The sequence below is a fragment of the Robertmurraya mangrovi genome, assembly GCF_034427655.1.
Taxonomy (GTDB): Bacteria; Bacillota; Bacilli; order Bacillales; family Cytobacillaceae; genus Robertmurraya_A; species Robertmurraya_A mangrovi.
This window is the reverse complement of the sequence record NZ_JAXOFX010000005.1, coordinates 82,732-108,197: the sequence shown is the minus strand read 5'-3', so window position 1 is coordinate 108,197 and position 25,466 is coordinate 82,732. Positions and strand designations below refer to the sequence as shown.

The 25,466-nt window shown below is 35.0% G+C and carries 31 protein-coding genes; 11 read left to right on the top strand and 20 right to left on the bottom strand.

Annotation, left to right across the window (positions count from 1 at the left end):
• Positions 1-105: 105 nt before the first annotated feature.
• Together SM124_RS10070 and SM124_RS10065 are read right to left on the bottom strand one after the other, a co-directional pair.
• On the bottom strand, positions 106-1,134 hold the full coding sequence (locus tag SM124_RS10070; protein ID WP_322446396.1) for an alpha/beta fold hydrolase: 1,029 nt from the start codon (positions 1,132-1,134) through the stop codon (positions 106-108).
• Entirely contained in the window at positions 1,121-1,651 is a 531-nt protein-coding gene (locus tag SM124_RS10065) for a hypothetical protein (RefSeq protein WP_322446395.1), read from the bottom strand. Before SM124_RS10065 ends, SM124_RS10070 begins: the two co-directional genes overlap by 14 nt.
• A gap of 288 nt (positions 1,652-1,939) precedes the next feature.
• Here SM124_RS10065 and SM124_RS10060 point away from each other — a divergent pair, with 288 nt between their 5' ends.
• From SM124_RS10060 to SM124_RS10050, 3 genes are all read left to right on the top strand, one after another.
• Positions 1,940-2,155, top strand: a complete 216-nt coding sequence (locus SM124_RS10060; protein ID WP_322446394.1) for a hypothetical protein — start codon at positions 1,940-1,942, stop codon at positions 2,153-2,155.
• A 60-nt stretch (positions 2,156-2,215) separates the two neighbouring features.
• Entirely contained in the window at positions 2,216-2,407 is a 192-nt protein-coding gene (locus tag SM124_RS10055) for a hypothetical protein (protein WP_322446393.1), read from the top strand.
• A gap of 189 nt (positions 2,408-2,596) precedes the next feature.
• The gene (locus SM124_RS10050; RefSeq protein ID WP_322446392.1) at positions 2,597-2,812 is read left to right on the top strand and encodes a hypothetical protein; all 216 of its coding nucleotides are present in this window, start codon (positions 2,597-2,599) and stop codon (positions 2,810-2,812) included.
• Positions 2,813-2,915: 103 nt separating this feature from the next.
• Here the strand turns inward: SM124_RS10050 and SM124_RS10045 are convergent, their stop codons facing one another.
• Positions 2,916-3,332, bottom strand: coding sequence for a YuzC family spore coat inner layer protein (locus tag SM124_RS10045; protein ID WP_322446391.1), 417 nt, complete (start codon positions 3,330-3,332; stop codon positions 2,916-2,918).
• Between the two features lie 226 nt (positions 3,333-3,558).
• On the opposite strand from SM124_RS10045, the gene SM124_RS10040 reads away from it, so the two are divergent.
• Positions 3,559-4,161, top strand: a complete 603-nt coding sequence (locus SM124_RS10040; protein WP_322446390.1) for a DedA family protein — start codon at positions 3,559-3,561, stop codon at positions 4,159-4,161.
• A 59-nt stretch (positions 4,162-4,220) separates the two neighbouring features.
• Here the strand turns inward: SM124_RS10040 and SM124_RS10035 are convergent, their stop codons facing one another.
• Positions 4,221-4,403 (bottom strand): asparagine synthase, encoded by a 183-nt coding sequence (locus SM124_RS10035; protein WP_322446389.1) that lies wholly within the window; start codon positions 4,401-4,403, stop codon positions 4,221-4,223.
• Positions 4,404-4,500: 97 nt separating this feature from the next.
• Here SM124_RS10035 and SM124_RS10030 point away from each other — a divergent pair, with 97 nt between their 5' ends.
• On the top strand, positions 4,501-4,884 hold the full coding sequence (locus SM124_RS10030; protein ID WP_322446388.1) for a hotdog fold thioesterase: 384 nt from the start codon (positions 4,501-4,503) through the stop codon (positions 4,882-4,884).
• A gap of 22 nt (positions 4,885-4,906) precedes the next feature.
• On the opposite strand, the gene SM124_RS10025 is transcribed toward SM124_RS10030, so the two are convergent.
• From SM124_RS10025 to SM124_RS09990, 8 genes are all read right to left on the bottom strand, one after another.
• Entirely contained in the window at positions 4,907-6,049 is a 1,143-nt protein-coding gene (locus tag SM124_RS10025) for an FAD-dependent monooxygenase (RefSeq protein WP_322446387.1), read from the bottom strand.
• A 187-nt stretch (positions 6,050-6,236) separates the two neighbouring features.
• The gene (mnhG, locus tag SM124_RS10020) at positions 6,237-6,602 is read right to left on the bottom strand and encodes a monovalent cation/H(+) antiporter subunit G (RefSeq protein WP_322446525.1); all 366 of its coding nucleotides are present in this window, start codon (positions 6,600-6,602) and stop codon (positions 6,237-6,239) included.
• Positions 6,586-6,870 carry a Na(+)/H(+) antiporter subunit F1 gene (locus SM124_RS10015; RefSeq protein WP_322446386.1) on the bottom strand — a complete coding sequence of 95 codons (285 nt, stop codon included), beginning with the start codon at positions 6,868-6,870 and terminating at the stop codon, positions 6,586-6,588. The genes mnhG and SM124_RS10015 overlap by 17 nt, the downstream gene beginning before the upstream one ends.
• A complete protein-coding gene (locus SM124_RS10010; protein ID WP_322446385.1) occupies positions 6,870-7,346 on the bottom strand; it encodes a Na+/H+ antiporter subunit E in 477 nt (158 codons plus the stop codon). The genes SM124_RS10015 and SM124_RS10010 overlap by 1 nt, the downstream gene beginning before the upstream one ends.
• A 2-nt stretch (positions 7,347-7,348) precedes the next feature.
• Complete coding sequence (locus SM124_RS10005; protein WP_322446384.1) at positions 7,349-8,833, bottom strand: Na+/H+ antiporter subunit D; 1,485 nt, start codon at positions 8,831-8,833, stop codon at positions 7,349-7,351.
• Positions 8,826-9,167, bottom strand: a complete 342-nt coding sequence (locus SM124_RS10000) for a Na(+)/H(+) antiporter subunit C (protein WP_322446383.1) — start codon at positions 9,165-9,167, stop codon at positions 8,826-8,828. The genes SM124_RS10005 and SM124_RS10000 overlap by 8 nt, the downstream gene beginning before the upstream one ends.
• Complete coding sequence (locus SM124_RS09995) at positions 9,167-9,589, bottom strand: Na(+)/H(+) antiporter subunit B (RefSeq protein WP_322446382.1); 423 nt, start codon at positions 9,587-9,589, stop codon at positions 9,167-9,169. Before SM124_RS09995 ends, SM124_RS10000 begins: the two co-directional genes overlap by 1 nt.
• On the bottom strand, positions 9,586-11,991 hold the full coding sequence (locus SM124_RS09990) for a Na+/H+ antiporter subunit A (protein WP_322446381.1): 2,406 nt from the start codon (positions 11,989-11,991) through the stop codon (positions 9,586-9,588). The genes SM124_RS09995 and SM124_RS09990 overlap by 4 nt, the downstream gene beginning before the upstream one ends.
• Before the next feature lie 547 nt (positions 11,992-12,538).
• Here SM124_RS09990 and SM124_RS09985 point away from each other — a divergent pair.
• On the top strand, positions 12,539-12,754 hold the full coding sequence (locus SM124_RS09985) for a hypothetical protein (RefSeq protein WP_322446380.1): 216 nt from the start codon (positions 12,539-12,541) through the stop codon (positions 12,752-12,754).
• A 40-nt stretch (positions 12,755-12,794) separates the two neighbouring features.
• Here SM124_RS09985 and SM124_RS09980 read toward each other — a convergent pair whose 3' ends face one another.
• The 4 genes from SM124_RS09980 to SM124_RS09965 are packed head-to-tail and all read right to left on the bottom strand — an operon-like array spanning position 12,795 to position 16,623.
• Positions 12,795-13,391 (bottom strand): hypothetical protein, encoded by a 597-nt coding sequence (locus SM124_RS09980; RefSeq protein ID WP_322446379.1) that lies wholly within the window; start codon positions 13,389-13,391, stop codon positions 12,795-12,797.
• Entirely contained in the window at positions 13,388-14,443 is a 1,056-nt protein-coding gene (locus tag SM124_RS09975) for a hypothetical protein (protein ID WP_322446378.1), read from the bottom strand. The genes SM124_RS09980 and SM124_RS09975 overlap by 4 nt, the downstream gene beginning before the upstream one ends.
• Before the next feature lies 1 nt (position 14,444).
• Positions 14,445-15,923, bottom strand: coding sequence for a sensor histidine kinase (locus SM124_RS09970; protein ID WP_322446377.1), 1,479 nt, complete (start codon positions 15,921-15,923; stop codon positions 14,445-14,447).
• Positions 15,913-16,623 (bottom strand): response regulator transcription factor, encoded by a 711-nt coding sequence (locus SM124_RS09965; protein WP_322446376.1) that lies wholly within the window; start codon positions 16,621-16,623, stop codon positions 15,913-15,915. The genes SM124_RS09970 and SM124_RS09965 overlap by 11 nt, the downstream gene beginning before the upstream one ends.
• A 271-nt stretch (positions 16,624-16,894) precedes the next feature.
• Between SM124_RS09965 and SM124_RS09960 the strand changes: the two genes are divergently transcribed.
• The gene (locus SM124_RS09960) at positions 16,895-17,452 is read left to right on the top strand and encodes a DUF5366 family protein (protein WP_322446375.1); all 558 of its coding nucleotides are present in this window, start codon (positions 16,895-16,897) and stop codon (positions 17,450-17,452) included.
• Positions 17,453-17,539: 87 nt separating this feature from the next.
• Here the strand turns inward: SM124_RS09960 and SM124_RS09955 are convergent, their stop codons facing one another.
• Both SM124_RS09955 and SM124_RS09950 read right to left on the bottom strand, forming a co-directional pair.
• Complete coding sequence (locus tag SM124_RS09955) at positions 17,540-19,399, bottom strand: transglycosylase domain-containing protein (protein ID WP_322446374.1); 1,860 nt, start codon at positions 19,397-19,399, stop codon at positions 17,540-17,542.
• An 18-nt stretch (positions 19,400-19,417) separates the two neighbouring features.
• Positions 19,418-20,620: an MFS transporter gene (locus SM124_RS09950; RefSeq protein WP_407691397.1), complete on the bottom strand. Its 1,203-nt coding sequence runs from the start codon at positions 20,618-20,620 to the stop codon at positions 19,418-19,420.
• 537 nt (positions 20,621-21,157) lie between these two features.
• Here SM124_RS09950 and kapD point away from each other — a divergent pair.
• Positions 21,158-21,778, top strand: coding sequence for a 3'-5' exonuclease KapD (gene kapD, locus SM124_RS09945; protein WP_322446373.1), 621 nt, complete (start codon positions 21,158-21,160; stop codon positions 21,776-21,778).
• Between the two features lie 39 nt (positions 21,779-21,817).
• Here the strand turns inward: kapD and kapB are convergent, their stop codons facing one another.
• Positions 21,818-22,204: a kinase-associated lipoprotein KapB gene (kapB, locus tag SM124_RS09940; RefSeq protein WP_322446372.1), complete on the bottom strand. Its 387-nt coding sequence runs from the start codon at positions 22,202-22,204 to the stop codon at positions 21,818-21,820.
• A gap of 86 nt (positions 22,205-22,290) precedes the next feature.
• On the opposite strand from kapB, the gene SM124_RS09935 reads away from it, so the two are divergent.
• From SM124_RS09935 to SM124_RS09925, 3 genes are all read left to right on the top strand, one after another.
• Positions 22,291-23,016, top strand: coding sequence for a peptidylprolyl isomerase (locus SM124_RS09935; protein WP_322446371.1), 726 nt, complete (start codon positions 22,291-22,293; stop codon positions 23,014-23,016).
• 232 nt (positions 23,017-23,248) lie between these two features.
• Positions 23,249-23,458, top strand: coding sequence for a hypothetical protein (locus tag SM124_RS09930; protein WP_322446370.1), 210 nt, complete (start codon positions 23,249-23,251; stop codon positions 23,456-23,458).
• Between the two features lie 80 nt (positions 23,459-23,538).
• Entirely contained in the window at positions 23,539-23,913 is a 375-nt protein-coding gene (locus SM124_RS09925) for a PH domain-containing protein (RefSeq protein ID WP_322446369.1), read from the top strand.
• Between the two features lie 32 nt (positions 23,914-23,945).
• On the opposite strand, the gene SM124_RS09920 is transcribed toward SM124_RS09925, so the two are convergent.
• Positions 23,946-25,121 carry a MalY/PatB family protein gene (locus SM124_RS09920; RefSeq protein ID WP_322446368.1) on the bottom strand — a complete coding sequence of 392 codons (1,176 nt, stop codon included), beginning with the start codon at positions 25,119-25,121 and terminating at the stop codon, positions 23,946-23,948.
• Positions 25,122-25,466 lie beyond the last annotated feature (345 nt).

Sequence of the window (25,466 nt, the reverse complement as noted above, 5' to 3'; positions counted from 1 at the left end):
TGCTTAGAATCGGTAAGAGAATTCCTAAAAACAATAGTGGTAAAACCGAGGTAACCTGAACTACTACTCTCTTCATAAACCATCTGTAGTTAGTCACTCCTTACGTTATATAGGATTTGATCTAGACGGAAGCCATTCCTTTAAGTAGATAGGTAACCCCTTCTTAGCCGTAAGACCTGTATGTCCACTTGGTAGTAACTCATATTTTTTATCCTCACTTGAGGCTAGCTCTACAATTGGATAGGTTTGCTCTTTTGGTACTAGTTGATCAAAGTCAGAAGCTACTACTAGTAAATTAGATTTGATATTTCTTAAATCAACTGTCTGATTATTAATTTTTAACTCTCCTGTGACTAACTTGTTATGTTTGCCTAAATCATTTACAAGTTGCTTTAATGTTGCTCCTGGGAAAGGAATATGGCCGCTTGTCCATTTATTAAACAATATCCATTTATCAACATAATGCTTCTCATACCCTCTATTTAACAAAGATAAGTAATGACTAAAATAAACAGGTGCGGTAACTAATCTAACTCCTGCTTCAATAAAGTTGGCGGGGATGAGGCCGATAGTATCAATGAATTCATCGAAGTCGATTTTTTCGTTTCTAAGTGCCAAAGCCCATTTGTCATAAGCAGGAACAGTAGAAAAATCAATTGGAGTAACAGTAAGAATCAAATTTTTAATGGGTTCAGTGGCAATGGCAGTGTAGATAGCTGCTAAAGTACCACCCAGGCAAAAACCCATTACCGTAATATCCTTCGCCTTGGAATGTGTTAAGGCTTTTTGGACACCTTTTTTTATAAATCCCACAATATAATTATCTAAAGTAATATCTTTGTCCTCGTATCTAGGAATTCCGAAATCGATTAAATACACATCATATCCTTCATCCACAAATGCTTCTATCAAGCTTATATTTGGGCTTAAGTCGAGGATAAAAGGTTGGTTCACTAACGAGTAAACTAGAAAAAGTGGTGTTTGGAACTTTTTCTTTTTTGCAGGATAATACCATAGGGTTGTCTTATTCTTTTTCCAAATGGACTTTCTAGGAGTAGTAGCAGAGGGAGGTTCGTGACCTCCGAACACACTCCAAAAGCCTTTCCAACGTAGTATCTCTTTATTTCCTTCCACTAGTATTCTCCTTTTTAAGAGCAGTCAACAGAGAATCAAGATTACTAGAAGAATGATTTTGCAAGATTAAGTTCAGTTTTTTAATTCTTTTAAGGGATTTTTGTTGGTTTGTTGAAATATTTTCATTACTATTATCGAAGTTTTCAATGGTTGTTAAATGTTGAGTTTCGTTTTCATCCAGTTTATCGGTAATGTTCGAACCCTTTTTTAATTTTCTTACTAATTCATTTAATTGATTGATCTGCTCTTCTATTGCTTCTAATTTCTCTTCGTTTTGAATAGTTAACTTTGCAAGGGAAGCAACGTCACCCTTTGTTGGAAAGTTAAAGGGGATAGATAAGGTTTCCACTTTCTCTTGGATGTTTTTAATAGCCTTTGAATAGTGACTGCTCTGATTACTAAATAATTGAATAATTTCCTCTTTGTTTAAGCATTCTTTTATCCACTCATTTATTTGATATTCAGCTTTTGCTCCTAACATCTTCAATAATTTATAAAATTCATCTTTATCTGCCATGTAATCACCCTTTTTAACATTCTTTTTTCAAGGAGAAAAGATACTTCTAAGTACCGTTTAAGCTACTATATGCTTAAGAACATGATGAACCCTGTCTCCTTTTAAGCCTCACTATATTATAGACAAGCATGTTTAAATACGTGCCAAAAATGGGGCTTGGCCTTTGCCTTTTTATTAAGTTGGATATAATAGGATAAATTTCGCTAATGATGAAAAAATAACTATAGTGGAGAAGAAAGTGAGGATAAACATTTGGATGAGCAAAGTATAAGGGAGGTTCTAGAATATATGGGATTTTGGAGTCTAGCTGCTGGTCTACCTTATAAATTGTCACTACACAATTTAGTAGAAGATATCGACCCTGATGTTCTAGAGCTATTTATTGATTTATATGACATGGAGGATGAAGGGACACTATCATGTAATCATTTTTTATTTCACTTACGAACATTTTTATATACTTACAAATACAATGATTTGCCTTGTTTTAACTTGCCCCATTGAATACATAAAAAGCTTCAATTAGAGAACAATATAGTTGAATGGACAAAAGGAGGGATACATATGGATAAAAACGCAAGAGGTTATGTACAGGACACTGTCTCTTCATTAAATGAAGCTAAAAGCAGTTTACAGCAGGCATTAAATACAGTTGAAAAAGGTTCTAACCGTGACCGTATTGAACAATCAATGGAAGCCGTTAATCAAGCACTTCAGCAATGTGATCAAACGGTTGATATGTTAAAGCAAGTATAAAAATTAAAGATCTTAAAAGCTAACCAAAGGGTAACTTTCCGAGGTTAGCTTTTTTATATGGTCAAATATGAAAAGGCTTTCTTCTAAGGACCCCTTTATATAATCACCTCTTAGCCCACTCCAAATGGGTACTTGCTGCATATGAAGTAGTGTAGGGTAATGTTTAGAATGAAATAAGGAGGTAACCCAATGTATCATGTTAGAGGTCCACAATATCATCAAAATAGCCGCTTTTTCTTTGGAGCTCCATTTTTGGGAGGTTTATTAGGAGGAGTTGCAGGTGGATTAATAGGTGGAGCGTTATTGGCCCCTCGTCCGGTATTCTACGGTGGTTTCCCGCCATATGCTTATGGTGGATTCCCTGGATATGGATATGGCTATGGCTTCGGTGCACCTTATATTTAGGTAAATATAGATAAAGAATGGTTTAGGGTAGAACGAACAAACTCGTAACAAAATGGCCTAAAATCCGAAAAAGCTCTCTACTTTGTAGAGGGCTTTCACTGTTTTACATCCATCTCAAGCTAAGGGTTAAATGACAACAGTCAATATTATTCGTTTTTGAAGTGAAAATTAGCTTTAATCCATCAGGTGTATAGGATATTTCAGGCATGGTTTGAACCCCAGTTGACTTAATCATACTAGTGACTTTCTCCATTTTTGACTCTTGTGCAGCACTCATTAACTCGGAAGAAAACTCCCTTGAACTAGACATTCTTTGTAACAACAAACTAGCATCTTTCATGATTAATTCCATTTGCTTTGCAGAGGAAATAAACTGAGTTGGATTGACTGAAGGGAATTGACGAACGTAATGATATGGATAGTAATAGGGAGAGTAGTAGATTTGATTGTTTGAGTGTATGTAGTGATGACTTTGAGAAGGCGTGTAACGCATTCGATTGGATGGATAAAAATTATACATTTATTCATCCCCTTTCTAAGTTCTCTAAAATTCTCCTTTATTAACATATGAATTTACAGGCTTATCTTATTCTGGCTTTAAACCCTTAGATTCCTTTTTATATTAAGTATGTATTCTTTTACATTACGTTACATAATACAGAATAAAAGATAATTGAAGGGAAATAGAAAGAAAAGTGGAATTATTAAAAGAGAGGCTTAGTTAAGTTTGAAGGGAGCAAGCCTTTATGGAACTTGATTTTATATTAAAGTTAATAGAAGAGGGCGGATACATAGGGCTATTTCTTTGGTTGTTAGTTGGAGTATTTATTGTTCCCGTTCCCAATGAGTTAATCGTCATGACAATAGGACTTGCAGCATCGTTGCAAGTATTAAATCCAGTAATCGCCTTTTTTGTAACTTATTCAGGAATTATTACAACTTTAACCGTTAGTTATTTGCTAGGAAAATATGTGGGAAGACCTCTTTTATCAACGATTGAAAAAAGAGAAAGGTTTTCAAAAAAACTCGAAAAGTCTAAAAACACGATGGATAAATATCACTCCTATTCATTGTTGTTAAGTTGTTTTCTTCCAGGGATGAGAATCTTAGTGCCATTTTTATATGGCACAGCTAAAATCCCATTTAAAACATTTGCCCTATTTGCCTATAGTGGGGCGTTAATATGGCTGATGATTTTCTTTAGCTTAGGATATTGGTTCGGGGATCATAAAGAGAAAATTGTTCAGCATGAAAAGGAAGTCTTCTTTTTTATTGTCATAGCACTATTTATTTATATCGTGCAAAAAGTAATTAGAAAAAAGAAAAAGGAAAGAGTTAGGGCCTTGTAAGAAACGGGCACTTGAGTGCCCGTTAGGTTTATAAGCAATGGAACACTATGGCTCCTAATTTAATATTGATCGCGGTGTTCGAATAAATCAATAGCTCCGAGTACAATATGAGCTAATCCAAAACCAACGACAGTATTAGAAATCATTGAGTCAACATTTCGGTTTTGTTTTAGTGCAAATCCAGTGGCTGTTACAGCTGTTCCAAGTACTGTTGGGATTAGTCCTTCGCGAACTCGATTCATTCGTTATTCACCTCTTCTAGTTATTGTCCTAGCTGGACATATATAGTTTGTCCAATAATAAGTTTAAGTTATATAACAAATTAAGGAGGAAAATACAGTGGATATTAATAAAACACTTATACATGCACTAGGAATAGAAATTACGAAGTTAGAGAAGGGGCTTGTTACGGCAACGATGCCAGTTGATGAGAGGACAAAACAACCTTTTGGATTATTACATGGGGGAGCTTCTGTTGCTTTAGCTGAAACGGTAGCTTCAATTGGTGCATATGAACTTGTAGATAAGCAAAGTGAAGTAGTAGTAGGTTTAGAAATTAACGCAAACCATATTAGAAGTAAAAAGGATGGATTTGTGACTGCAACTGCTACAGTATTACACCAGGGACGAACTACAATGGTTTGGGATATTAAAATTACGGACGAAGAAGATAAATTAGTATGTGTTTCCAGATGTACGATGGCGGTTATTAAGAGAAAATAAAACAGCTCAGATTAGAGCTGTTTTATTTTGTTTGAATTTCAAATAAATTTTTGAGCCTACTATGATAAACCGTTGAAGGCGTTAGCTTTAACATTTGGTTTCGAATAGAACATAGAAAAGGAATATCAATTTGTGCAATCTTACCAGCTAATCTTGATTCTTGAATAATTTTTCTAGAACGGTCTAATCTTTGTTCTTCATATTTTATAAACACGTTATTTATCTCTTTCTCTTTCTCAAAGCAAAGAGCAAGAGATAAGGCATCTTCAATGGCTTGACAAGCACCTTGCCCCATATTTGGGGTAGTTGCATGGGCGGCGTCCCCTAATAGTATAATGTTTCCGAAATTATATCGAAATAGCGGATCAAGATCATAAATGTCGTGACGAATTACATTCTTATCGTCTGTTCTCTCCAAAACTCTTGGGATTGGATCATGATATGCCATGAAATTATATAGTAAATCTTTAACTTTCCATTTAGTTAGTTCTGAGTCATTTGCTTGCCCATTTTTCAGTGCATACCAATAGATTCGATTATTAGATAATGGTACAATGCCAAACCTTCCTTTTGGGCCCCATGTTTCTGTAAAAGCCTTTGGTATGGAATCTGGACAGTTCTCTATGATTCCGCGCCAGCAAGTGTATCCTGCAAAGCGTAATTGCTTGTGAGGAAGTAATTGTTTTCTAACAAAAGAATGGATCCCGTCGCTTGCTATTAAAAAGTTAGTCTGTTCTTCTGAACCATCTTCAAAGCATAGCTGGATTGTGTAATTTTCCCTCTGAACAAGTTGTACTAGTTTCTTATTATAAATCACTGAACTAGGTTCTATAGCCTCGGCCAAAATTTTTACTAAGTCATGACGATGAATAAAGGTGTAATTTGGAAGGGAATCAGATTTATAATCTAGTACAGTCAGTTTTTTTCCTAGTTCTGAGTAAATCGTACATTGATTGGTTGAGAAACTAGCTTCTCTAATTTGCTCTCCAACTCCTAAATAATCAAGGGCTCTTAGTGCATTTCCCCCTAAAACAATCCCTGCTCCGGCTCCATGAAATTGCCCTTGTTTTTCGTAAATAGATACTTCTATCCCTTGCTTTTGAAGAGCTAACCCTGTACATAAGCCACCAATGCCTCCTCCAATAACAGCAATCCTTTTGTTCACAGTTATACTCTCCTTATATCCAGTTTATAAATATGGCTGTAATGAGGTTTACCAAAAGAAGACATTCTGTAATTAACTATAAGTCATTCGTTAATGGAAAGGTATGGATAAATTATGAACGAATGCTAATGAAGTTGATGAGGATAAAAAAATGACCATGAATGTAAGTTATTCATGGTCATTCATATTAACTTTTTTCTAAAGTAGATGCTTTTTCTTTTGCTAACTTCAAGTCATCTTGAACACTTTTGTCCCACAACTTGACTCCTGAGTTATATGCGGCTCTAGCTATTAAATGACCAGCAACAGGGGAGGTAATGAAAATAAATGCAATCCCCAGAATTAATCTAGAGTTGAAATGTCTATCTTCTAAGAAGAAGTAGAAGAATGTTCCTAGCAAGATTAACATAACCCCAAGTGTAGCGGCTTTAGAAGCCGCGTGTGTTCTTGTATAGACATCGGGTAACCTAATTAACCCGATTGCAGTTACAATGCTTAAAAATGCCCCTAGAGCAATTAACATGCCAATGATAACTCTAACGATCTCGGTCATGTTCAACGATAACCCCCTTTTCAAGATATTTTGAGAAGGCTACCGTACCGATGAAAGCTAGAATTCCAATTAAGAGGATAACTTCTAAAAAAGCACTCGTTTTAAGTTTTATGGATACGAGAGCAATTACGGCAACTAAGCTGATACCGATAGCATCTAAAGCAACAACCCGGTCTGCAACCGAAGGACCTTTTATCACACGATAAATCATCCCAAGCATTGAAATCGTTACAGCTAAAAGAGAGACTGTAATAACTGTACTAAGCATTATCGGCTCACCTCCATAATCGCTTTCTCAAATGTATTCTTAATACTTAAAATGGCTTGTTCAGCATCCTCTAGCTCCATTGCATGAATATATAAAATTTTATTATCCATTGATACATCGACCACTAGTGTACCTGGTGTAAGGGTAATTAAGTTAGCTAAAACGGTAATTTCCCATTCTTCAGTCAGCTCTGTAGGCAAAGCAAATATTCCAGGTGTAACATTTAACTTCGGTCGTAAGATAACTTTTAATACAGAGATATTGGCTAAAATTAACTCTTTTATAAAAAGAAAGAATAAATTTAGGACGGCAACCACTCGTAATAAATAAAATCTCGAGTGGAAAAAGCGTCTAAACATAAAGATGGTCAATAAGCCAAAGAAAAACCCTACTAAAAAGGTAACCGGATCGTAGGATACCTTTAAGAACATCCAAACAAAGGCTAGAAATAAGTTTAATAATATTTGAAAAGCCATATTTATCGCTCCTTCAAGACTGCATCAACATATATGTCTGGAGTCATTAATGTTTCTACAGCCTGCATGATATACGGATAAATTGCTTCCGATCCAAGTCCGTACAAAGCAGATAAAACTACAAGTATAATTGGAGATATAAGCAGCCATTTGACTGGAGCTTTTTCTTCCCCTTCATAATTACGATGAATTCCCCAGAAACCATTAATGAAGATTTTTACAACAGAAAACAGTACGAGTAAGCTAGACATTAAAACGATCCCTGCACCCCAATAACTGCCTCCATCAAAGCCACCTTTTACAAGTAAGAGTTTCCCTATAAAGCCACTTAGAGGTGGAATCCCAGCTAGTGCAAGAGCGGAAATGAAAAATGTCCAACCTAGGAGTGGATATCTCTTAATTAATCCACTTATATTTCTTAAATTACTTGTTCCTGTTATAGCAATCACGATACCTGCTAATAAAAATAAGGCTGCTTTAATGATCATATCGTGTATTAAATAGAAAACTGATCCTGCTAAAGCATCTGTATTCATAACGGAAACACCGTATAGAATGACACCAACAGCAATAATGATGTTATAAATAATAATCTTCTTGATATCCCAGTAACCAATCGCTCCAATAACCCCAACAATAATGGTGATAATGGAAAGGACCCCAAGAATTTGGTGAGTAAAGCCTATATCATGGTAAAAGAACAAGGTATAGGTTCTCATAATTGAATAGATTCCGACCTTCGTTAACAAAGCTCCGAAAATTGCCAGGACTGGTGCTGGTGGTGCGTTATAGGAACCTGGTAACCAGAAGTATAATGGAAATATTCCACCTTTTAGGCCAAAAACGATTAAGAAGAGAATCGCAATCACGGTTACAATACCTGGTTGGCCAATCTCGCTAATACGAACGGATATGTGAGCCATGTTTAGTGACCCAACAACAGAGTATAGATAAGCTACAGTAATAACGAATAAAGAAGATGAAATAATATTCACCAAAATATATTTGATAGACTCACGTAATTGGATTCTTGTTCCTCCAAGTACAAGTAAAACGTATGAAGACATTAACATAACTTCGAAGAATACAAACAGGTTAAATATATCTCCCGTTGTAAAAGCTCCGTTAACCCCTACAATTAAGAATTGAAAAATCGGATAGTAATAAAAGCTCTCTCTTTCTTTTCCGATAGAACGAAACGAGTATATGACGCAAAGAAACGAAATGATACTTGTCGTTAAAACGAGTAGAGCCGATAGCATGTCGGAAACTAAGCTTATTCCAAAAGGTGCTTGCCAATTTCCTAAGTCAACAGTCTGTATACCATTGACTCTTACTTTTTGCAATAAGATGACAGAAGCGATAATGGTAGCTAAAGATGATAGGGCGGAAAACCATCTAGATGCCATAATTGATTTATTTAAAAATATTAATATAACCGCTGATACTAACGGTATGATAATTGGTAATAACGGTAAATTAATCATTTCCCTCTGTTCCTCTCAAACGATCCATATTATCAGTTCCTAGTTCTTGATAAGCTCGATAAGCTAGAACTAGGAAAAATGATGTGACCCCAAAAGCAATAACAATAGCCGTTAAGATGAGTGCTTGAGGAATTGGATCCGTATATGAAGGTGCTTTTTCCCCTAATAAAGGTGCCGCCCCTGTTTTTAATCCGCCCATGGTTAATAACAATAGATGGGTACCATGACTAAGTAGCCCTGTCCCGATGATGATACGTAATAAGCTCTTTGAAAGCATTAAGTAAGTTGCTGCCATGAATATAATTCCAACAACAAAAGACATTAATATTTCCATTATTCACTCTCCCCAATCGTTTGAATAATGGTCATCGTTACACCGATAACAACTAAGTAAACTCCGATATCAAACAATACAGCTGTGTGAAGGGACGTTTTTCCTAACACTGGCAAATAGACATCACTAAAAGCATGTGTGAGAAAAGGAACATTAAAAAGTAATCCCCCTAAACCAGTACCAACGGAAAAAAGAAGTCCGATTCCCGTAAGAATTTTATAATCAATTGGCAAAATCTTTGATACGGTTTTCATATCAAATGCTAATAACAATAGTACTAATGCACCAGCGGTCATCAATCCTCCGATAAAGCCTCCCCCAGGATAATAATGTCCTGCAAAGAACAAGTGAATAGAGAAGAGGAGGATAATAAAGAGAACTACTTTTGTGACGGTTTGTAGAATAAGGTCATTCGTTCTCATCCTTCTTTCCTCCTTGTCAGTCTTAGTTTTATCATCGCAAAAATTCCTAGAGCAGCGATAGCTAGTACACAGATTTCAAATAGTGTATCAAAACCACGGAAATCCACCAATATTACGTTTACCATATTCTTACCAGCTGCTTTTTCATATGTGTTTTCAACATAATAATGAGCAATAGAGTCAAACAATTTATTACTGTGTGCCGAAAGTGCGATGGCTGTTACAATTCCACCTACACCAATAGAAATCAGAGCATTTGTTAGTTTAAATTGAATACGGGACTCTTCTTTTTTAAGTTTTGGTAAGTGATAAAAGCAAAGTAAGAATAAGGCTACAGATACGGTTTCAATAACCAATTGTGTTAATGCTAAATCCGGTGCCCTGAATAAAACAAAGAATAAGGAAACGATATAGCCTACTGCTCCTAATAAGATAATTGAAGATAAGCGTGACTTTGCAAAAAGGATGGTCACAGTAGATAAAACAATTAAAAAGGCAATAATCATTTCATAAACACCAATGGATGCAACATGTCTTGTATCCAATTTAAATGCCTGTTTGTAAATAAGAGTGCCACCTAAAATAAAAATAAAGAATGTAAAAATATAAACTAGATAGGTACGGATAAACCCGTTCATATAAAATCTAGTCATTTTCATAGAACTTGTTTGAGCAACCTCTAAGAGCCCATCGTAAAAGCGATTTAGAGCGAGTTTTTCAGGAAACACGTTATAAATATTTCGCCACTTTGGATAAGTAATATAGAGTAGAATTCCAAGTGTAATAACCCCTAAAGTCATAAAAAGCTCAATATTAGGACCATGCCAGAAGGAAATATGGACAACGAATTCTCCACCATTAACTAGTAAACCTGGCAAGATGGAAGCCATTGCAGGTGAAATTAAACTATGAGATAAGAGATTCGGGAAAAAGCCAAAGATCACAACAAGTGAAGCAAGGATAATAGGCGAAATTAGCATTCCAATAGGTGCTTCATGTGGCTTTTTGTCTAATTCCTCAGGCTTGTATGGACCTGTAAAAGTTTTAAACACAAGAATCATACTGTAAATGAAAGTAAAGATACTAGCAATCCAAGCTAACACAGGGAAAAGAATACCCCAAGTATCTAGGTTAAAAATATCTAATTCCAGAACTCGAATCATGCCAGTGAAAAACATCTCTTTACTTAGGAACCCATTAAAAGGTGGTAATCCAGCCATAGAAAAGGCACCAATAATAGCAAGGGTAAAGGTGATAGGCATAAAGCTCATTAATCCACCAAGCTTGCGAATATCTCTCGTCCCTGTTTCATGATCGACGATACCTACAACCATGAAGAGACTTCCTTTGAAGGTAGCGTGGTTAATTAAATGAAAGATAGCAGCTGTTGTTGCGACTGTATATAAGCCATCATCCATTGTTTTGAAATGTAAAGCCGCAGCACCTACTCCAAGTAAGGACATGATTAAACCAAGTTGACTGACGGTTGAAAAGGCAAGGATACTTTTTAAGTCCGTTTGTTTTACAGCGGAGAAGGAACCCCAGAATAGCGTAATGATTCCGAATCCCGCAACAAGCCATAACCAAACAGGTGATTCAGCAAATACAGGACTTAATCTTGCAACGAGATAAATTCCCGCTTTAACCATGGTTGCTGAGTGTAGATACGCACTAACAGGTGTTGGTGCCTCCATTGCATCAGGTAACCAAATGTGAAAAGGAAATTGGGCAGACTTCGTAAATGCACCCAGTAAGACACAAAGAAGTGCAGGAATGAACAATGGATCGTTTATAATTCCACCAGATTGAGCGATGATTTCAGTAACGCTAAAAGTACCAGTCATTAAATAAAGAAGGACGATTCCTCCGAGCATGGCTAGACCACCAAAAACAGTAATCAGCATGGATTTTTGCGCCCCATAGCGTGACTTTTCACGGTGATACCAGTAACCAATTAATAAAAAGGAGGAAATACTTGTTAACTCCCAAAATGCATACATAACAATTAAGTTATCTGATAAAACCACTCCGAACATGGCTCCCATAAAGAGCAACAGGTACACATAAAAAGTATTTAACTTTTCTCTGTCCTTATCTAAATAAAAAATGGAGTATAGAACAACTAATCCACCAATACCTGAGATAAGTAGGGCAAACAGTAAGCCAAGCCCATCAATCTTAAAAGTTAAATTAATTCCTAAAGAAGGAATCCAATTAAACGTTTCCGTAATCGTCTCGTTTCTCGATGTGTTCGTGAGAAAGGAAATAAAGTAGCTAAATAAGACGATAGGAAGAGGTAAGACAAACCAACCTGTATGTACTTGCCGAAACCCTTTATAGAACAAAGGAATTAAAACAGCAAGTAATAGAGGCGAAAAAATAGCCAAATGCAATAGTGACAAAACAAAACCCCCTTGTGAAAATAAAACTTCATGAAACCAGGTACTTAACCTGAGGCCCTTATTTATGTATTTTGTTTTCAAAATAAGATTTGGAAACACGAATAGAGTAAGCCTATAGATTTATGAGATTGGATATATTTTTCAAGAATACTCTCTATATAAATATCTCCAATTTGCCTCTGTTAAATCCTTCAGCTTCAAAGTCCAAATGCTTGAAGTAAATAAGAAACTATTACCGTTCGCTCATCCTCAAATCAAATTATAACCCAAAACGAAAGACCATGCATTTTAAAAACATTGATGCAATAAGCTTTTTGCCTAAAGTATTAAATAGGTAGAAACACGTAAAATCTGGTGAAATTTTTTGCATTTAATATTTTTTGCTTATTAAGAAATGGAAATCAGATTAATACCCTCGTATAAAAAAAGGTCTATATATACAAACTATAAATGGTGGAAGTACGTATAAGGGGAAACGATTTGGGGATGTCAAAGAATGACCCAATTTTTATATTTGTAATGCCTTATAAAGGCGGAGGTGTGTGGGATGAAGATAAAAGTGATTGCATCCATGTCCATATTTCTCCTTTTGTTTTCTGTAGCATGGCTTTTTAATAGTAAGGAAGAGCGGGAATTCTACGTACCAACTGCAGAAGATGAGGTTGTAGAGATAATGCCTGCTACGTACGAAATAAAAGGTAGTCAAAAAAAGCGTTATAAAGCTTTTAAATCTAGAGAGTATGTTCGAATTGAAGCATTGTAAATGAAAATAGCCTTCTCCGAAAAAAAGAGGATGATATGGATCATCCTCTTACATTTCGTTGATTATTATATACATTTGCATTCGTCTGGCTACCTTGATTATGAAAAATCATAATTAGGTAGGGGACAATTAATAAAAGGGAAATCATAGCCATAATGATTAAGTTCGATAAAGGAGTCATTTCTTTCTTTAAATCATCTAGATGATGCTTAAAGAAAGCACTAATTTTATCATTCATAAATACATTGCTAGAGGTTAAAAACTCTTCTTTTTCTACGTCATAATAGTAAATTTCTTTTTTCGTAAAGTAGAAAAAGGAATCTCTTTTTTGTTTATATTCCACTAAAGCAACAGCCAAATGGGAAGTATACTCTTCTGTTATTTCTTCATTCTCTGGTGTATCGGCATCGTCCGTCTTGATCATTTTAAAAACATTACCTTCCATATCAAATGAGTCTAGAATAACGGCAGAATTTAAATGATAGTAATGAGCATTATTTCGAAGGTCTTTTTCAAGTGCTCTTGAAAATTTACTTCTAGCCTCAGATGACATACTAGCCTCTGAATTTTCCGGAAAACTTAATAAGGTTGATAATAAAACTAATATCATGGATAAACCCATAATTATTTTTTTCATTTTCTTTCCACTCTTTCATATTTAGTAATATGGTCCAACAGTTGTTGAAGTTCTTGTTTGGTTGCAAATGAATCAAAGTAAAGCAGCTCATAGTCTAGACCTTCCAAGTTCCAATAAAGGGAAATTCCTAAATTAGGGATAGGTTCAATCACCACAGGTATATTGAATAAACTTAAATCGCTAGAAGTGTTTGAGTCGTGTTTTTGTTCCTCATTTTCTTTTTTGATAACGAGTTGGAAGGAATCTACACCATTTTTTGTATAAAAAAATTGATAACCTAATTGAGGTTGAACCAATTCGTTTACCCGTATCACTTCAAAGTTGTTGTCTGGTTGAATTAGATAAACCGGTAGCTTAATATTTTCCGTAATCATTTTCTTTTTTATTGTTTTATCTTCAAAAATAAATTTAATATTTTTAGAGTTTGGTAACTGATAGTTGATATTAGGATTGGATGAAAAGTTTTTAATCCTAACGATGACTTGTTTTTTTCCGATCGTGTATTGTCTTTTTAATACCATCCAATTGCTTTTACTGATCCATAAACGTTGCTCGCCCATAATTTGTGAGTCATCACGGGGGGTGGCTAATAACTCATAAGTTTTTTTATTGGCTAGTTCTACTTCTTTTACAAGGGTTAATTTATGGGTTTTTCTGAGTGATTCTAAATCTTTTATAACATCATTCTTGGTTGTTAGGAGGTGTTGGAATTGTGAGTACGCAAGCTCCTTTACGGTTGCTGAATTCGCACCATCCTTATAGGACGTGATTAAGTTATTACTAAAAATGGTATAAAAAGTACCTTCTTCCGAATCAATTAGCTTGTATTTTGCTTTACCCTTATAGGGCTCTTCCCAAGATTTCAACAACTTGAGGTTGATGAGTTCTCCATTATAGTAAGTTTGAGTTTCCACTTCTTGATAAAAGCTTTTTTGTGCCTTTTCATTTGCCTTTAGGACGTTCTCGAACATGAGGTTTGGTGATAGAGAAGAGCAACCAGGAATAATGACTATCAATAAAATGATAATAAGCTTGATTATGAATTGATTCATATTAGTCCTCACTCATTTCCGGAAGAAAACAGATAAAGGTGGTTCCACAACCTTGTGTGGATCGAACGAGTATGAATCCTCCTAGCTTTTCAATAATCATCTGAGCAATTGAGAGCCCTAGACCACTTCCTCGGTTTCCTAGTTTAGTCTCTTTGTTTCTAGAAGGATCTCCTTGGAATAACGGCTCGAATAGTTTTTCCTGATCCTTACTTGAAATCGTTTGACCTTCGTTTTGGAATATGAGCCATGTACCAGAATGGATTACACCTTGCTTTTGAAGGTATTGCTTGGCCTCCGAGAATACAAAGTCAGGTATTTGATTATTCGTTGAAAACGCACTAAGCCATATTTTTTTTCCCACCTCTGTATGGTGCAAGGCATTCATGACTAAATTGTCACATAAACGAAGCAATTGCTTTTGGTTAATTGAATAAGTTCCATGTACATCGACATGGGTTAACAAACAGACTTGAAAAGAGTAAGCCAGTTGATCATAATCGGATAAGAGCATTTCAAAAAATTCTTGACCATCCACTAGAACTGTTTCTATCTCATATTGATTGGATTGAAGTATGGAATACATGGTTAAATCATCTATTAGGTGACGAATGTAGTCTGATTTTTCAACAATCATGTTAAGACGGTCTCTTTGTTGAGCATTTAATTGTTTTTCTTCTATTAAACCTTCAACACTTGTTCGAATAGCAGTTAGAGGTGTTTTTAGGTCATGTGAAATAGAAGCAATCATATATTGCTTTTGTTCCTGTGAGAGAAGAAGGGACCTTGATTTATCTTCTAGTTCAGATTGCATCATTTCAAAATGAGTAATCAGCTCTCCAATTTCATCCTTTTTCTTAGGAAGGATGTTTACTTTCCCGTCCTTTGCAAACTGTGTCATTTGATACATCAATGCTATTAAAGGCTGAAATAGTTTTCTTTGAAGTAGAAAAATGATTAGGAAGTAAATGAGTAAGAAAGAGGTTATATATAGAAAAATGGACAGATTCTTTCTCTTATCGACCCCATCAACCCATTCCAATCTTAAGAAAGAGATTTTATAAAAACCGATTAGTTTCCCGTTTTCAAATACAGGACTTTTATATTCAAAGGTTGTATAGGTAGGATTGATTTCATAAAGGTTTTGATAGAGATATTCCTGTTTTTCTTTAAAGAGAGTATTAGTCTCTGAACCCGTCGAATATAAAATAAATCCTTCCTTGTCGTATAAGGTGAATATCACTTTCTTTTGGGAGTAATCATCTAATCTACTATACTCCCTTTTATTATCAATCTCTTTATAGAGTCTGGAATTTGCTAGAAAATCTTGATAATGGTCCAGTTTTGCCTGCACGTCTAGGTAATCTAACATTTCCTTTTCCTGATCGTATGATTGTACTAGATGAATCAGAAGGTACAACAATACAATAGGTAGGATCATTGCCACTAAATAGGAACTTAGTAACCAAGATCTAATTTTCATGGATAGGAACTCCAATAAAACGATATCCGGCACCCCAGATTGTTTGAATAAAATGGGGGTTTTTAGTAGAATCATTAAGTTTTGAACGTAAACTTTTAATATGAACGGTAATAGTGTTATTTCCGTCTACTTCCTCCTGATCCCAAATATGTTCATAAAGCTCCTTTTTTGAAAAGGTTTTATGACTATTTTCTGCCAGTAATAATAAAAGTGAGAATTCTTTTACCGTTAAAGGTAATTCTAAATTTTGTATATAAGCCATTTTTTTATCCGGGTAAATAGACAATCCACCTTGGTAATGATACAAGTCCTCCTGGTTTTGTTCCCCTCTATAGCGGTCAAATCTTCTTAAATGGGACTGTAATCTAGCTTCTAGCTCTCTGAAACTAAAAGGTTTTGTTAAATAATCATCAGCACCGAGTTTTAAGCCTTTTACCTTATCATCCTCCTCGTGACGAGCACTTAATATGAGTAGGGGTATGTCGCTTTTCCAACGAATATTTTGACATAGAGTAAAGCCATCCATTTCAGGAAGCATTAAGTCAATAATAGCCAAATGATAAGTTCCTTGAGTAAAATCATTCCAGCCTTCTTTTCCAGTTGTAGCCCAAGTAACTTCAAAATTTTTATTCACTAGAAAATTCCTTATATTTATTGCAATCTCGCGGTCATCTTCCACTAATAATATCGAATATTTCATACAGCCTTTTTCCCTCTCCTCAAGCAATATTTTATCTACTCCTTATGAAGGTAATGGTAAATTTAAGAAAAATTTTATAATTGATTTTTAAATCCTATGGAATAAACTGTATCATAAATAGAAAAAAGTGGGATATGTTCCATGGAATTAACTTGTATTAAACCTTTAATTCTTACATAATGAATGGGGTTAAGCATTTTTATACTGGAATGTTAAATAACAGAGTTCTAAAGAGAGCTTAAGTTGTAGAGTTTAAAAGACGGAGAATATAATGAAAAATACATATTTAACTAGTTACTTTCCACTTCTATCGATTATTTTGTTTAGTCTAACACTTGCAATCAACGTGGAAATGGTTTTGTTGGACTTCCTAAGAAAAACTGGCATTTACGAGGGTATGAAGGAATTTTTCACAGATGGTGGCATTAAACTGGCACTTCTGTTTTTACTTCTAATCGCTTTTTTTATGGTATTTGCAGCATTAAAACTGATTGCAGATACGATTAATGAACTTTCTTTATTATTCTTTTCGAGAGATTCAGAAGGGGACAGTTTAAAGCTAATCCGTTCAGGATCAACCATTTACTTTTTTGGTGGGGCAATATCTCTTTTGAGTATGTATAGCTTTATTGGAATTGCCTTGATTCTAGCTTTAACAACTGTCATTTATTTTGTGTATTTTGTATATAAAGTCAGTCCGACTTTATCCATCATTGGAGTGTCGGGTCTCATCTTTTTTCAAGTGCTTGTCTGGTCCTCATTATTATTAGGTGTGTTTTATTTAAGTATTAGGGTGTATAACAGTATTATGGCTAGCTTGCCTATATAAAAAGGCTATAACAAAACCCGCCATTTGGCGGGTTTTGTGTGCTGAAAAGAGTTGTCGGGGCTGACCAAGGCGCTTTCGCTTTTCTAATTAATACCCAGACATAATTTCACGCCAGATTAGTAATTGAGGTCCAGTTGTTTCAATTGCCTTTATGTTTGATGGTCGATCTTTTCCCACCCATACTCCTGTTGTGAGTTCCTCGTTAAGTCCGATGAACCAATAATCATGATAATCGTTGGTCGTTCCGGTTTTCCCACCAATGTATGAAGTAGGATAGTAAGATTTTCGACCTGTTCCCGAAGTGACTACTCGATTTAGTAAGGTTCTCATTTTATCGGTTGTAGATTTGCTCCAAACTTGAACAGATTTATCTTTCCATTCAAATAATGTTTTCCCATTTAGGTCCGTTACTTTTTGTATTGCTCTAGGTTGCCTGAATGAACCATCATTTGAAAAAGTAGTATAAGCACTGGCCATTTCTAATGAAGTCATGCCATACGTAAAACCACCAACTGCTGCAGGAAGAACTTTATCCGTTTTAGAAACCTTATTAAAGTCAAAGTGTTTTAGATCCTTAAATCCTTCTTCCACACCGATTGTATTTAATAATCGAACCGCTGGGGTGTTGAAGGAATGAATAAAGGCTGATTCTAGAGAGACCATGCCATATGTGCCACCACCATAATTTTTAGGACAGTAGCCATTAATACAAAAGGAATCTGCACTAATTCTCTCTGATAAAAGAGCTTGTGTTCGCTCGATATATGGAGCATAAACTAACAAAGGTTTTATAGACGAACCTGGTTGTCGATAGCCTTGAAAAGCTCGATGAAAATCATATTTTTTATAATTTTTCCCCCCAACCATAGCTAGTATCTCGTTTTTCGAATGGTTGATAACCGTTGCGGATCCTTCCACATCTGTATAAGGGAGATGTCTTTTAACTGCTTGTTTTGCTCGTTCTTGAAGAAGTGGATCTAGAGAGGTGTGGATAATAATTCCTGAACCCAGTACTTCGTCGAATCTAGTTTGAAGCTCTTTTTCAATGTGTTCTTTATTTTTATCATTAGAATTAGAAAGTCGTTTACTAAATCCTTCACTTTCTCGAATAAGTTCCTTTAATTCGACCTCAACGTAAGTAGTATAGTCAGCATACTTATCAATACGAGTTTTTAAAGAAACAGTAACAGGCTCTTTAACTAGTTTCTCTCGTTCTTCTTGGTTTAAAAAACCTTTATCACTTAATAACTTCAGTAATCTTTCTTGTCTCTTTTTAGTTCGATCAAAATTTTTAACTGGGTCATAATAGGATGGATTGTTCGGTATAGCAGCTAAAAATGCTAACTGAGCCTTCGATAACTTAGAGGCACTTTTTTGAAAATATAGATTTGCTGCTGCTTCAATGCCATAAGCTCCATTTTGAAAGTATATCGTATTAATATATAAATCTAGGATTTCTTCCTTTGAGTACGTTCTTTCTATTTCATATGCATAAAGTAATTCACTTAATTTTCTATTGTATGAACGTTCGTGGTTTAAATACAAATTCCTTGCTAGTTGCTGTGTAATGGTACTTGCACCTTGTTCAATATCGCTGGATTGAATGTTTATGGCTAATGCTCTACCCATTGCTGTTAAATCAAAGCCCAAATGATCATAAAAATGTTGATCCTCTGCCAAAACAAATAACTCTTTTAGGAAAGGAGGAATTTTATCCGAAGGCAAATAGGTCCGGTTCATTGGCTTATGAATTTCTGAAATGATTTGGTCATTTCGGTCTTTAATATAGCTGGTTTGGGATAGTTTAGAATCTTCTAGTTCTATCCGTTCATCTAATATCTCATGAAAGCTTTGAACATTTGATGCTTCCGATAAAGAAAGTGATATTAATATGATGAATATTGGTAAAAAAATAAAAATAAACATATATCCAGTGAACGTTCGCAAGATGAAGGCCATCCTTTTCTATGATTCTATATAATTTTGCTCTTTACTTTTAAATATCGACTCAGGACTGGTTTTCTTAACACTCCAGAATAAGATAAAGAAAGCAAATAGAAAAAGACAGCTAGTTAAATAGAATACAAAAGAAATTCCCATGAAACCTGAGATTAGACCACCCATAATAGGACCGATTACATTCCCTAAGAACCGGAAGCTAAGGTTATAGCCAAGAACTTCACCTTGCATGGACAAGGGAGCAACCTGACGGATATATGCGGTTACGCTTGGGATAATTCCTCCAACGGCTATTCCATACAGGAAACGGAATAGCACCAATTGCCATAAGGAACCTGCTAGTGCTTGAGGAATAAACATGATTGAACACAAGATGAGTAATATTAATAAAACTCGTTCATGCCCTAAAGAGTCCCCTAACTTTCCCCATGACCTCGTTGATAATAAGTTACCAAATCCCGTTGCTGAAAAGGCGAGGCCAGCTAGGAAAGCTATATTAGTAGAGGAATTTAATTCTGTTACATAGAGAGCTAAAAGTGGCTGGATACTGAAATTTGCTGTTTGAATGAAGAGAGAAACAAACATGATGGTTAGTAAAGTAGGGTTTTTAAAGATGTGCTTAAGAACTTCAGCTCTTGTGTATGATTTCTCTTTTTTAGAAGCCTCAGTCTTTTTATTTTCCTTAATTCCTACAGCAACCACAATAGTAGCTAACATTATAGCGAAAGAAGTAATAAAAAAAGTGTACTGAAAGCCAAATAAGTCAGCCATCATTCCACCAATTAAAGGACCTAATAAGCCCCCAGAAACCGTACCCATCTGCAAAGTACCTAGAGTTTTACCTGCAACTTCTTTTGGGGTTTGAGCAGATATTAACGCCATTGAAGTTGGAATAAAGCCAGTTACAATCCCCATTAACATTCGTAAAAGAAATAATTCTTTTACAGAGCTAGTAAATCCCATGAAAAAAATGCTTGTGGCAATACCGAATCCCGTTAGCAATAATATTGGTTTATATCCATACTTATCACCAAAACGCCCCCAAAATGGAGACACAAAAAAGGCCACTAGAAAAGTGATTCCGAAAACAAACCCAGCCCACCTTTGGACATAGTCATTGCTAAACTCGCCAAATGATTCAATATACAAGGATAAAAACGGAAGAATCATAGTGGCACTGGCTGCAACTAAAAAATTTGCAACCCACATAATAATGAGGTTTTTCTTTTTAGTTTGAATGATGAACACCTTCTCTGTAAAAACTCTCTCTTTCGGAGGAGAAAGAGCTTTTTATTTATTTCGTCTATCTAAATATTAGCGTATAAAAACTCTTTTGTCCAAAGATTATGAAATTTTCTGAACAAGATATGAAGAGCTAATATGCTAGTCCTACAAAATCCCAACAATCAAGATTAAATGTATTTTAATTACAGAAAAATGAAAAAACTTAAGTTTATCATGTTATAATAGAAGAAAATATGTGTGCGAAGTGTAACCAAATATCAAAATTACTTTTTTGCTAAATTAGTATTTTTCACTATTTCTAGAATGTGTTTTTCTATATTAGAAACCTGAGTTGATTGGAGCGGAAGGCACTTGACTCCTGCGGGAGCAGAGGGAATGGGAGACCCCACAGGCGGGACGCCGAGGAGGCTCCCATCCCTCCCCGCGGAAAGCAAGTGCCTGGAGCGGAAATCAACGGGCAATGTAATAAATCTAACCTTTAAAAAGAAAGCTGGTGATTCTATGGAAAGGGAACAACAATTTTTATTTATTGACTTCGAATTTACAATGCCAGAAAAGAGTGAAAAATTTAGAGGGTTTTTCCCTGAAATCATTGAAGCAGGTATCGTTGCGGTAGTGAATGACCGAGTTATTGAAAGCTTCTCTTCTTACGTTACCCCAGTGCATTTTCCTACTCTATCAAACAGATGTAAATCATTTTTAAATATCTCTCAGGAGCAAGTGGATTCTGGTATAACCTTTCAAGATCTTGTTAGAAAGCTAGAATTAATGGGTTCGCAATACCGGAATACCATTGTTACATGGGGAAATATGGACATGAGAGTATTAAGAAACAATTGTGAACAAAATGGACTGCCTTTTCCTATCAGTGGGAGAGAGATTGATTTATCCATGGAATACAAAAAATTCTTCGGAGACCAGAATCAAACTGGATTATGGAAAGCGGTTCGTGAATATGGGAAGGAAGGAACGGGCAAACACCACCGTGCATTAGATGATGCTCTTACCACATACAGCATTTTCCGTTTAGTTGAAGAAGATAAAAAATATTTAAAAAAACCAGAACCTACTACAATAGGAGACAGAGTAGATTTTTCTAAACTCCTAAATAAGTTTGCGTAATAAGCCAAATCTACCAAAAGTGATTTGGCTTATTATTTTTTATAGTTGTTTAAAGTAATCCTTTTCAAGTATCTTCATGCACTCAAGACTTTTAGAGGCCCAAGCAGAAGAATCTGTTTCTAATTCAGACTTTAATTTATCAACTGCAGCCTTTAAAGAATCAATGTATTCAGGTATATCTTCAGTAAACGGCTTAACCATTTGCTTTGGTACATTTGTTTGCTCACGGTAAGCCAAAGCTCTTCTCTCATGAAAAAAAGCAACATCTGCATCTTTAGGGTTATGTAGGTCACCTTGCATGGGGTGTTTTGCAACAGCTAACACTTTCACTAAATAATGTTGTGGTCTAATATCCGTAACCTCTCCGATATATTTTCCCGTTTTATAAATAGCAGTAACTTTTTCTCCAACTTTTAATTCATTCATATATATTTCTCCTTCCCAAACATAAATGGTATGATTATGATAATTATGACTTAATAACAATTAAAAACAAAGCTGGAGGGACTAAAATGACAAAAAAATTATTTGCCACTATGCTGGCTGCTATCCTAATGTTAGTAGGTTGTGGGACAAGCACGACTGAAGATAAGACTAACGGGGCTGAAACAGAGAAAAAGGAATCTAAAGAGAAGAAAGAGGAAGCAGTAGCACTTCCACAATTATCTACTGAAGTGGCCGACAACGAAAGATTAGTCGAAATGGAAACAACAATGGGTAACATTAAAATCAAGCTTTTCCCTGAATATGCACCTCAAGCAGTAGAGAACTTTATCGGTCATAGTGAAAATGGATATTATGAGGGTGTTATTTTCCATCGTGTTATTAATGATTTTATGATCCAAGGTGGGGACCCACAAGGAACAGGTATGGGTGGAGAAAGTATTTTTGGACAGCCTTTTGAAGATGAGTTTTCTGACAAGCTATATAATTTCCGTGGTGCTCTGTCCATGGCTAACTCTGGACCAAATACAAACGGAAGTCAATTCTTTATTGTTCAAAAAACGGATATCGAAGAATCTTTAGTCGATCAAATGGAACAGGCTGGTTTTCGAAAAGAAGCAATTGAAGCTTACGAAAACAATGGAGGAACTCCTTGGTTGGATAATAAGCACACTGTTTTTGGGCAAGTGATTGAAGGGATGGAAATTGTAGATAAGATTGCAAATACTGAAGTCGGTGAAGGTGACAAACCAGTAGAAGATGTAATTATTAAAAAAATTAATGTTATAAAATAATTCAGGTATGAGGTGTAGAGAGGTATTATAACTTATCTACACCTCTTTTATTTGGGAGTGTATAGAAAGGATAATTTTCTTATTTGGACAAAGGCCTTAATGTTGATATAATGTTTTATGGCGATAGACAATATATATGGTAGCCAGATGAGCATATATAAAGCTAAACTTTATAGGTAATGAATCTACGGATGTCGATATAGTAAAGTGCCTTGACGAAAGGAAGAAGACAATGTTTGAATGGTACGTATTATCATTATTTTTATATTTTCCAGAGGATAAAACAGAATATATTCCGGCAGCAATCTCTTTTGTTATTTTCTTTTTCATTGCTGTTTTAACCATGAGATGGATTATTCGTGTTTCTAAAAGGGAAGCCGAAAAGGCAAAACAGTTAGAAGAAGAGATTTTAGGGGAAAAGAAAGATCAAAACAACTCTTAAAATGCTGAGATGTGTCATAGGCTTATAGTAGGTATTTTAACGTGTTTCTAAAATTAAGGTTAATAAAAGGGGGACCTGTTTTGGGAATTTTTGATGGTTTAATGGGAAATGCCTCTGAGGTGAACATTGACGATGTACAAAAGGAATTTTCTCACATCCTGGCTCCAAACGAGCGAATAGAGAAAGCATATAAATTAATTCGTGATATGTTCATTTTTAGCAATAAGCGTCTAATCTTAATTGATAAGCAAGGCTTAACTGGAAAAAAAGTCGAAATACATTCGATTCCATACAAAAACATTACTCATTTCAGTATTGAAACAGCTGGAAGTCTTGATTTAGATGCTGAACTAAAAATTTATATTTCAGGATTAGATACGCCTATCCAAAAGCAATTTAATAAGAGCTTAAATATTTATGAACTTCAAAGCGTTTTAGCTGAATATGTACTGTAAAGACGAGCAAACGATTGCCCGTCTTTTTTTATTTAATTCAAAGCTTTTTTCAAACGGTTTAAACCATCCATTAAAGTTTCTCTAGCGCAAGCTATATTCATTCGAACAAAACCTTCTCCACCCGGTCCATATTTATTCCCTGGCTCTAATGCTAATTTACCTTTGTATAGAAGTGCGTGTTTAATTTCTTCATCAGTTAGTTTAAGTTGGCGACAGTCTAACCAGAGTAAATATGTTCCTTCAGGCTCTATTAGGTTAATGTCAGGTAGATTTACTCTCAGAAATTCTTTTGTAATTTCTATATTTTCTTTAAGATAAGCAAGTAACTCATTTAACCACTTCTCTCCGTGTCGATAAGAAGCTTCCATGGCGATTATTCCAAATGTATTCAGCGTAAAAAAACCTTGTCTTTCTTGTTCATTCTTAAATTTCTCTCGTTTGTCTTCATCAGAAATAATGACAGCTGAGGATTGAAGTCCAGCCAAATTAAACGTCTTGCTAGGTGCTATAAAGGTAATGATTTGATTTTTATATTTTTCATCTAAGGAAGCAATAGGTATATGAACATTAGGTGGGAAAACTAGATCAGAATGAATCTCATCAGATAAAATGAGACAGTTATATTTAAGACATAAATCAGCTATTGATCTTAGTTCATTCTCTGACCAAACCCTTCCACCAGGATTATGTGGATTACATAATAGAAATAGTTTAGCACCTTTTATTAGTTTTTCTTCAAAGTCCTTCAAATCGATTTCATATTGTTTTTTGCTTTGGCTTAACGTTAATGGTGAATGTAAAATAGTCCGATCATTCTTTTTAATCATATCGTAAAAAGGTGTATAAACAGGGGACTGAATTAATATTTTATCACCTGGCTTGGTAAAAGCCTTAATAGCCACGCTAATGGAAGGAACAACACCAGTACTATAAAGCAACCAGGAAGGGTCGATGGTCCACTTATGTCTATTCTCTAACCATTTTTGTATGATTGCTGCTACTGATGAAGGAACATACGTATATCCATAGATACCATGAGAAATACGTTCTTGTAATGCTTCATGAACTTCAAACGGAGGTTTAAAATCCATATCAGCCACCCACATAGGAAGTACATCCTCAGTTCCGAAAACCACTTTTGTCAGATCCCACTTAACAGAAGCCGTCTTTGCTCGATCCACCACTTGTTGAAAATTAATTGATTTCATTAGTAAGCACCTCTTTTTTCTGTTTCATATACTAGTTCCGCTAGTAGTACAAATGAGACTATACTTTTAAAATTCGATAATATGGTTTAAGTTATGTTCAGTCAAAAAAAAAAAGACCCAGTCAATTCGACAGAATTAACGAGTCCTATTTGTTATTTTTTATATTTTTTATTTTATACTGATTCAATAAATTTTTAATGTAAGAGCTTAATTCAAAACGGTTTCCTTGGAAAAAGTTTTCTAATTGAATCTTGTTACTATTCATTTTTATTTCCTCCAACTCTATTATCATTGTATCAATAGTATTCCCAGATTAAGAATATCTTAAACTTATATATGTAACAT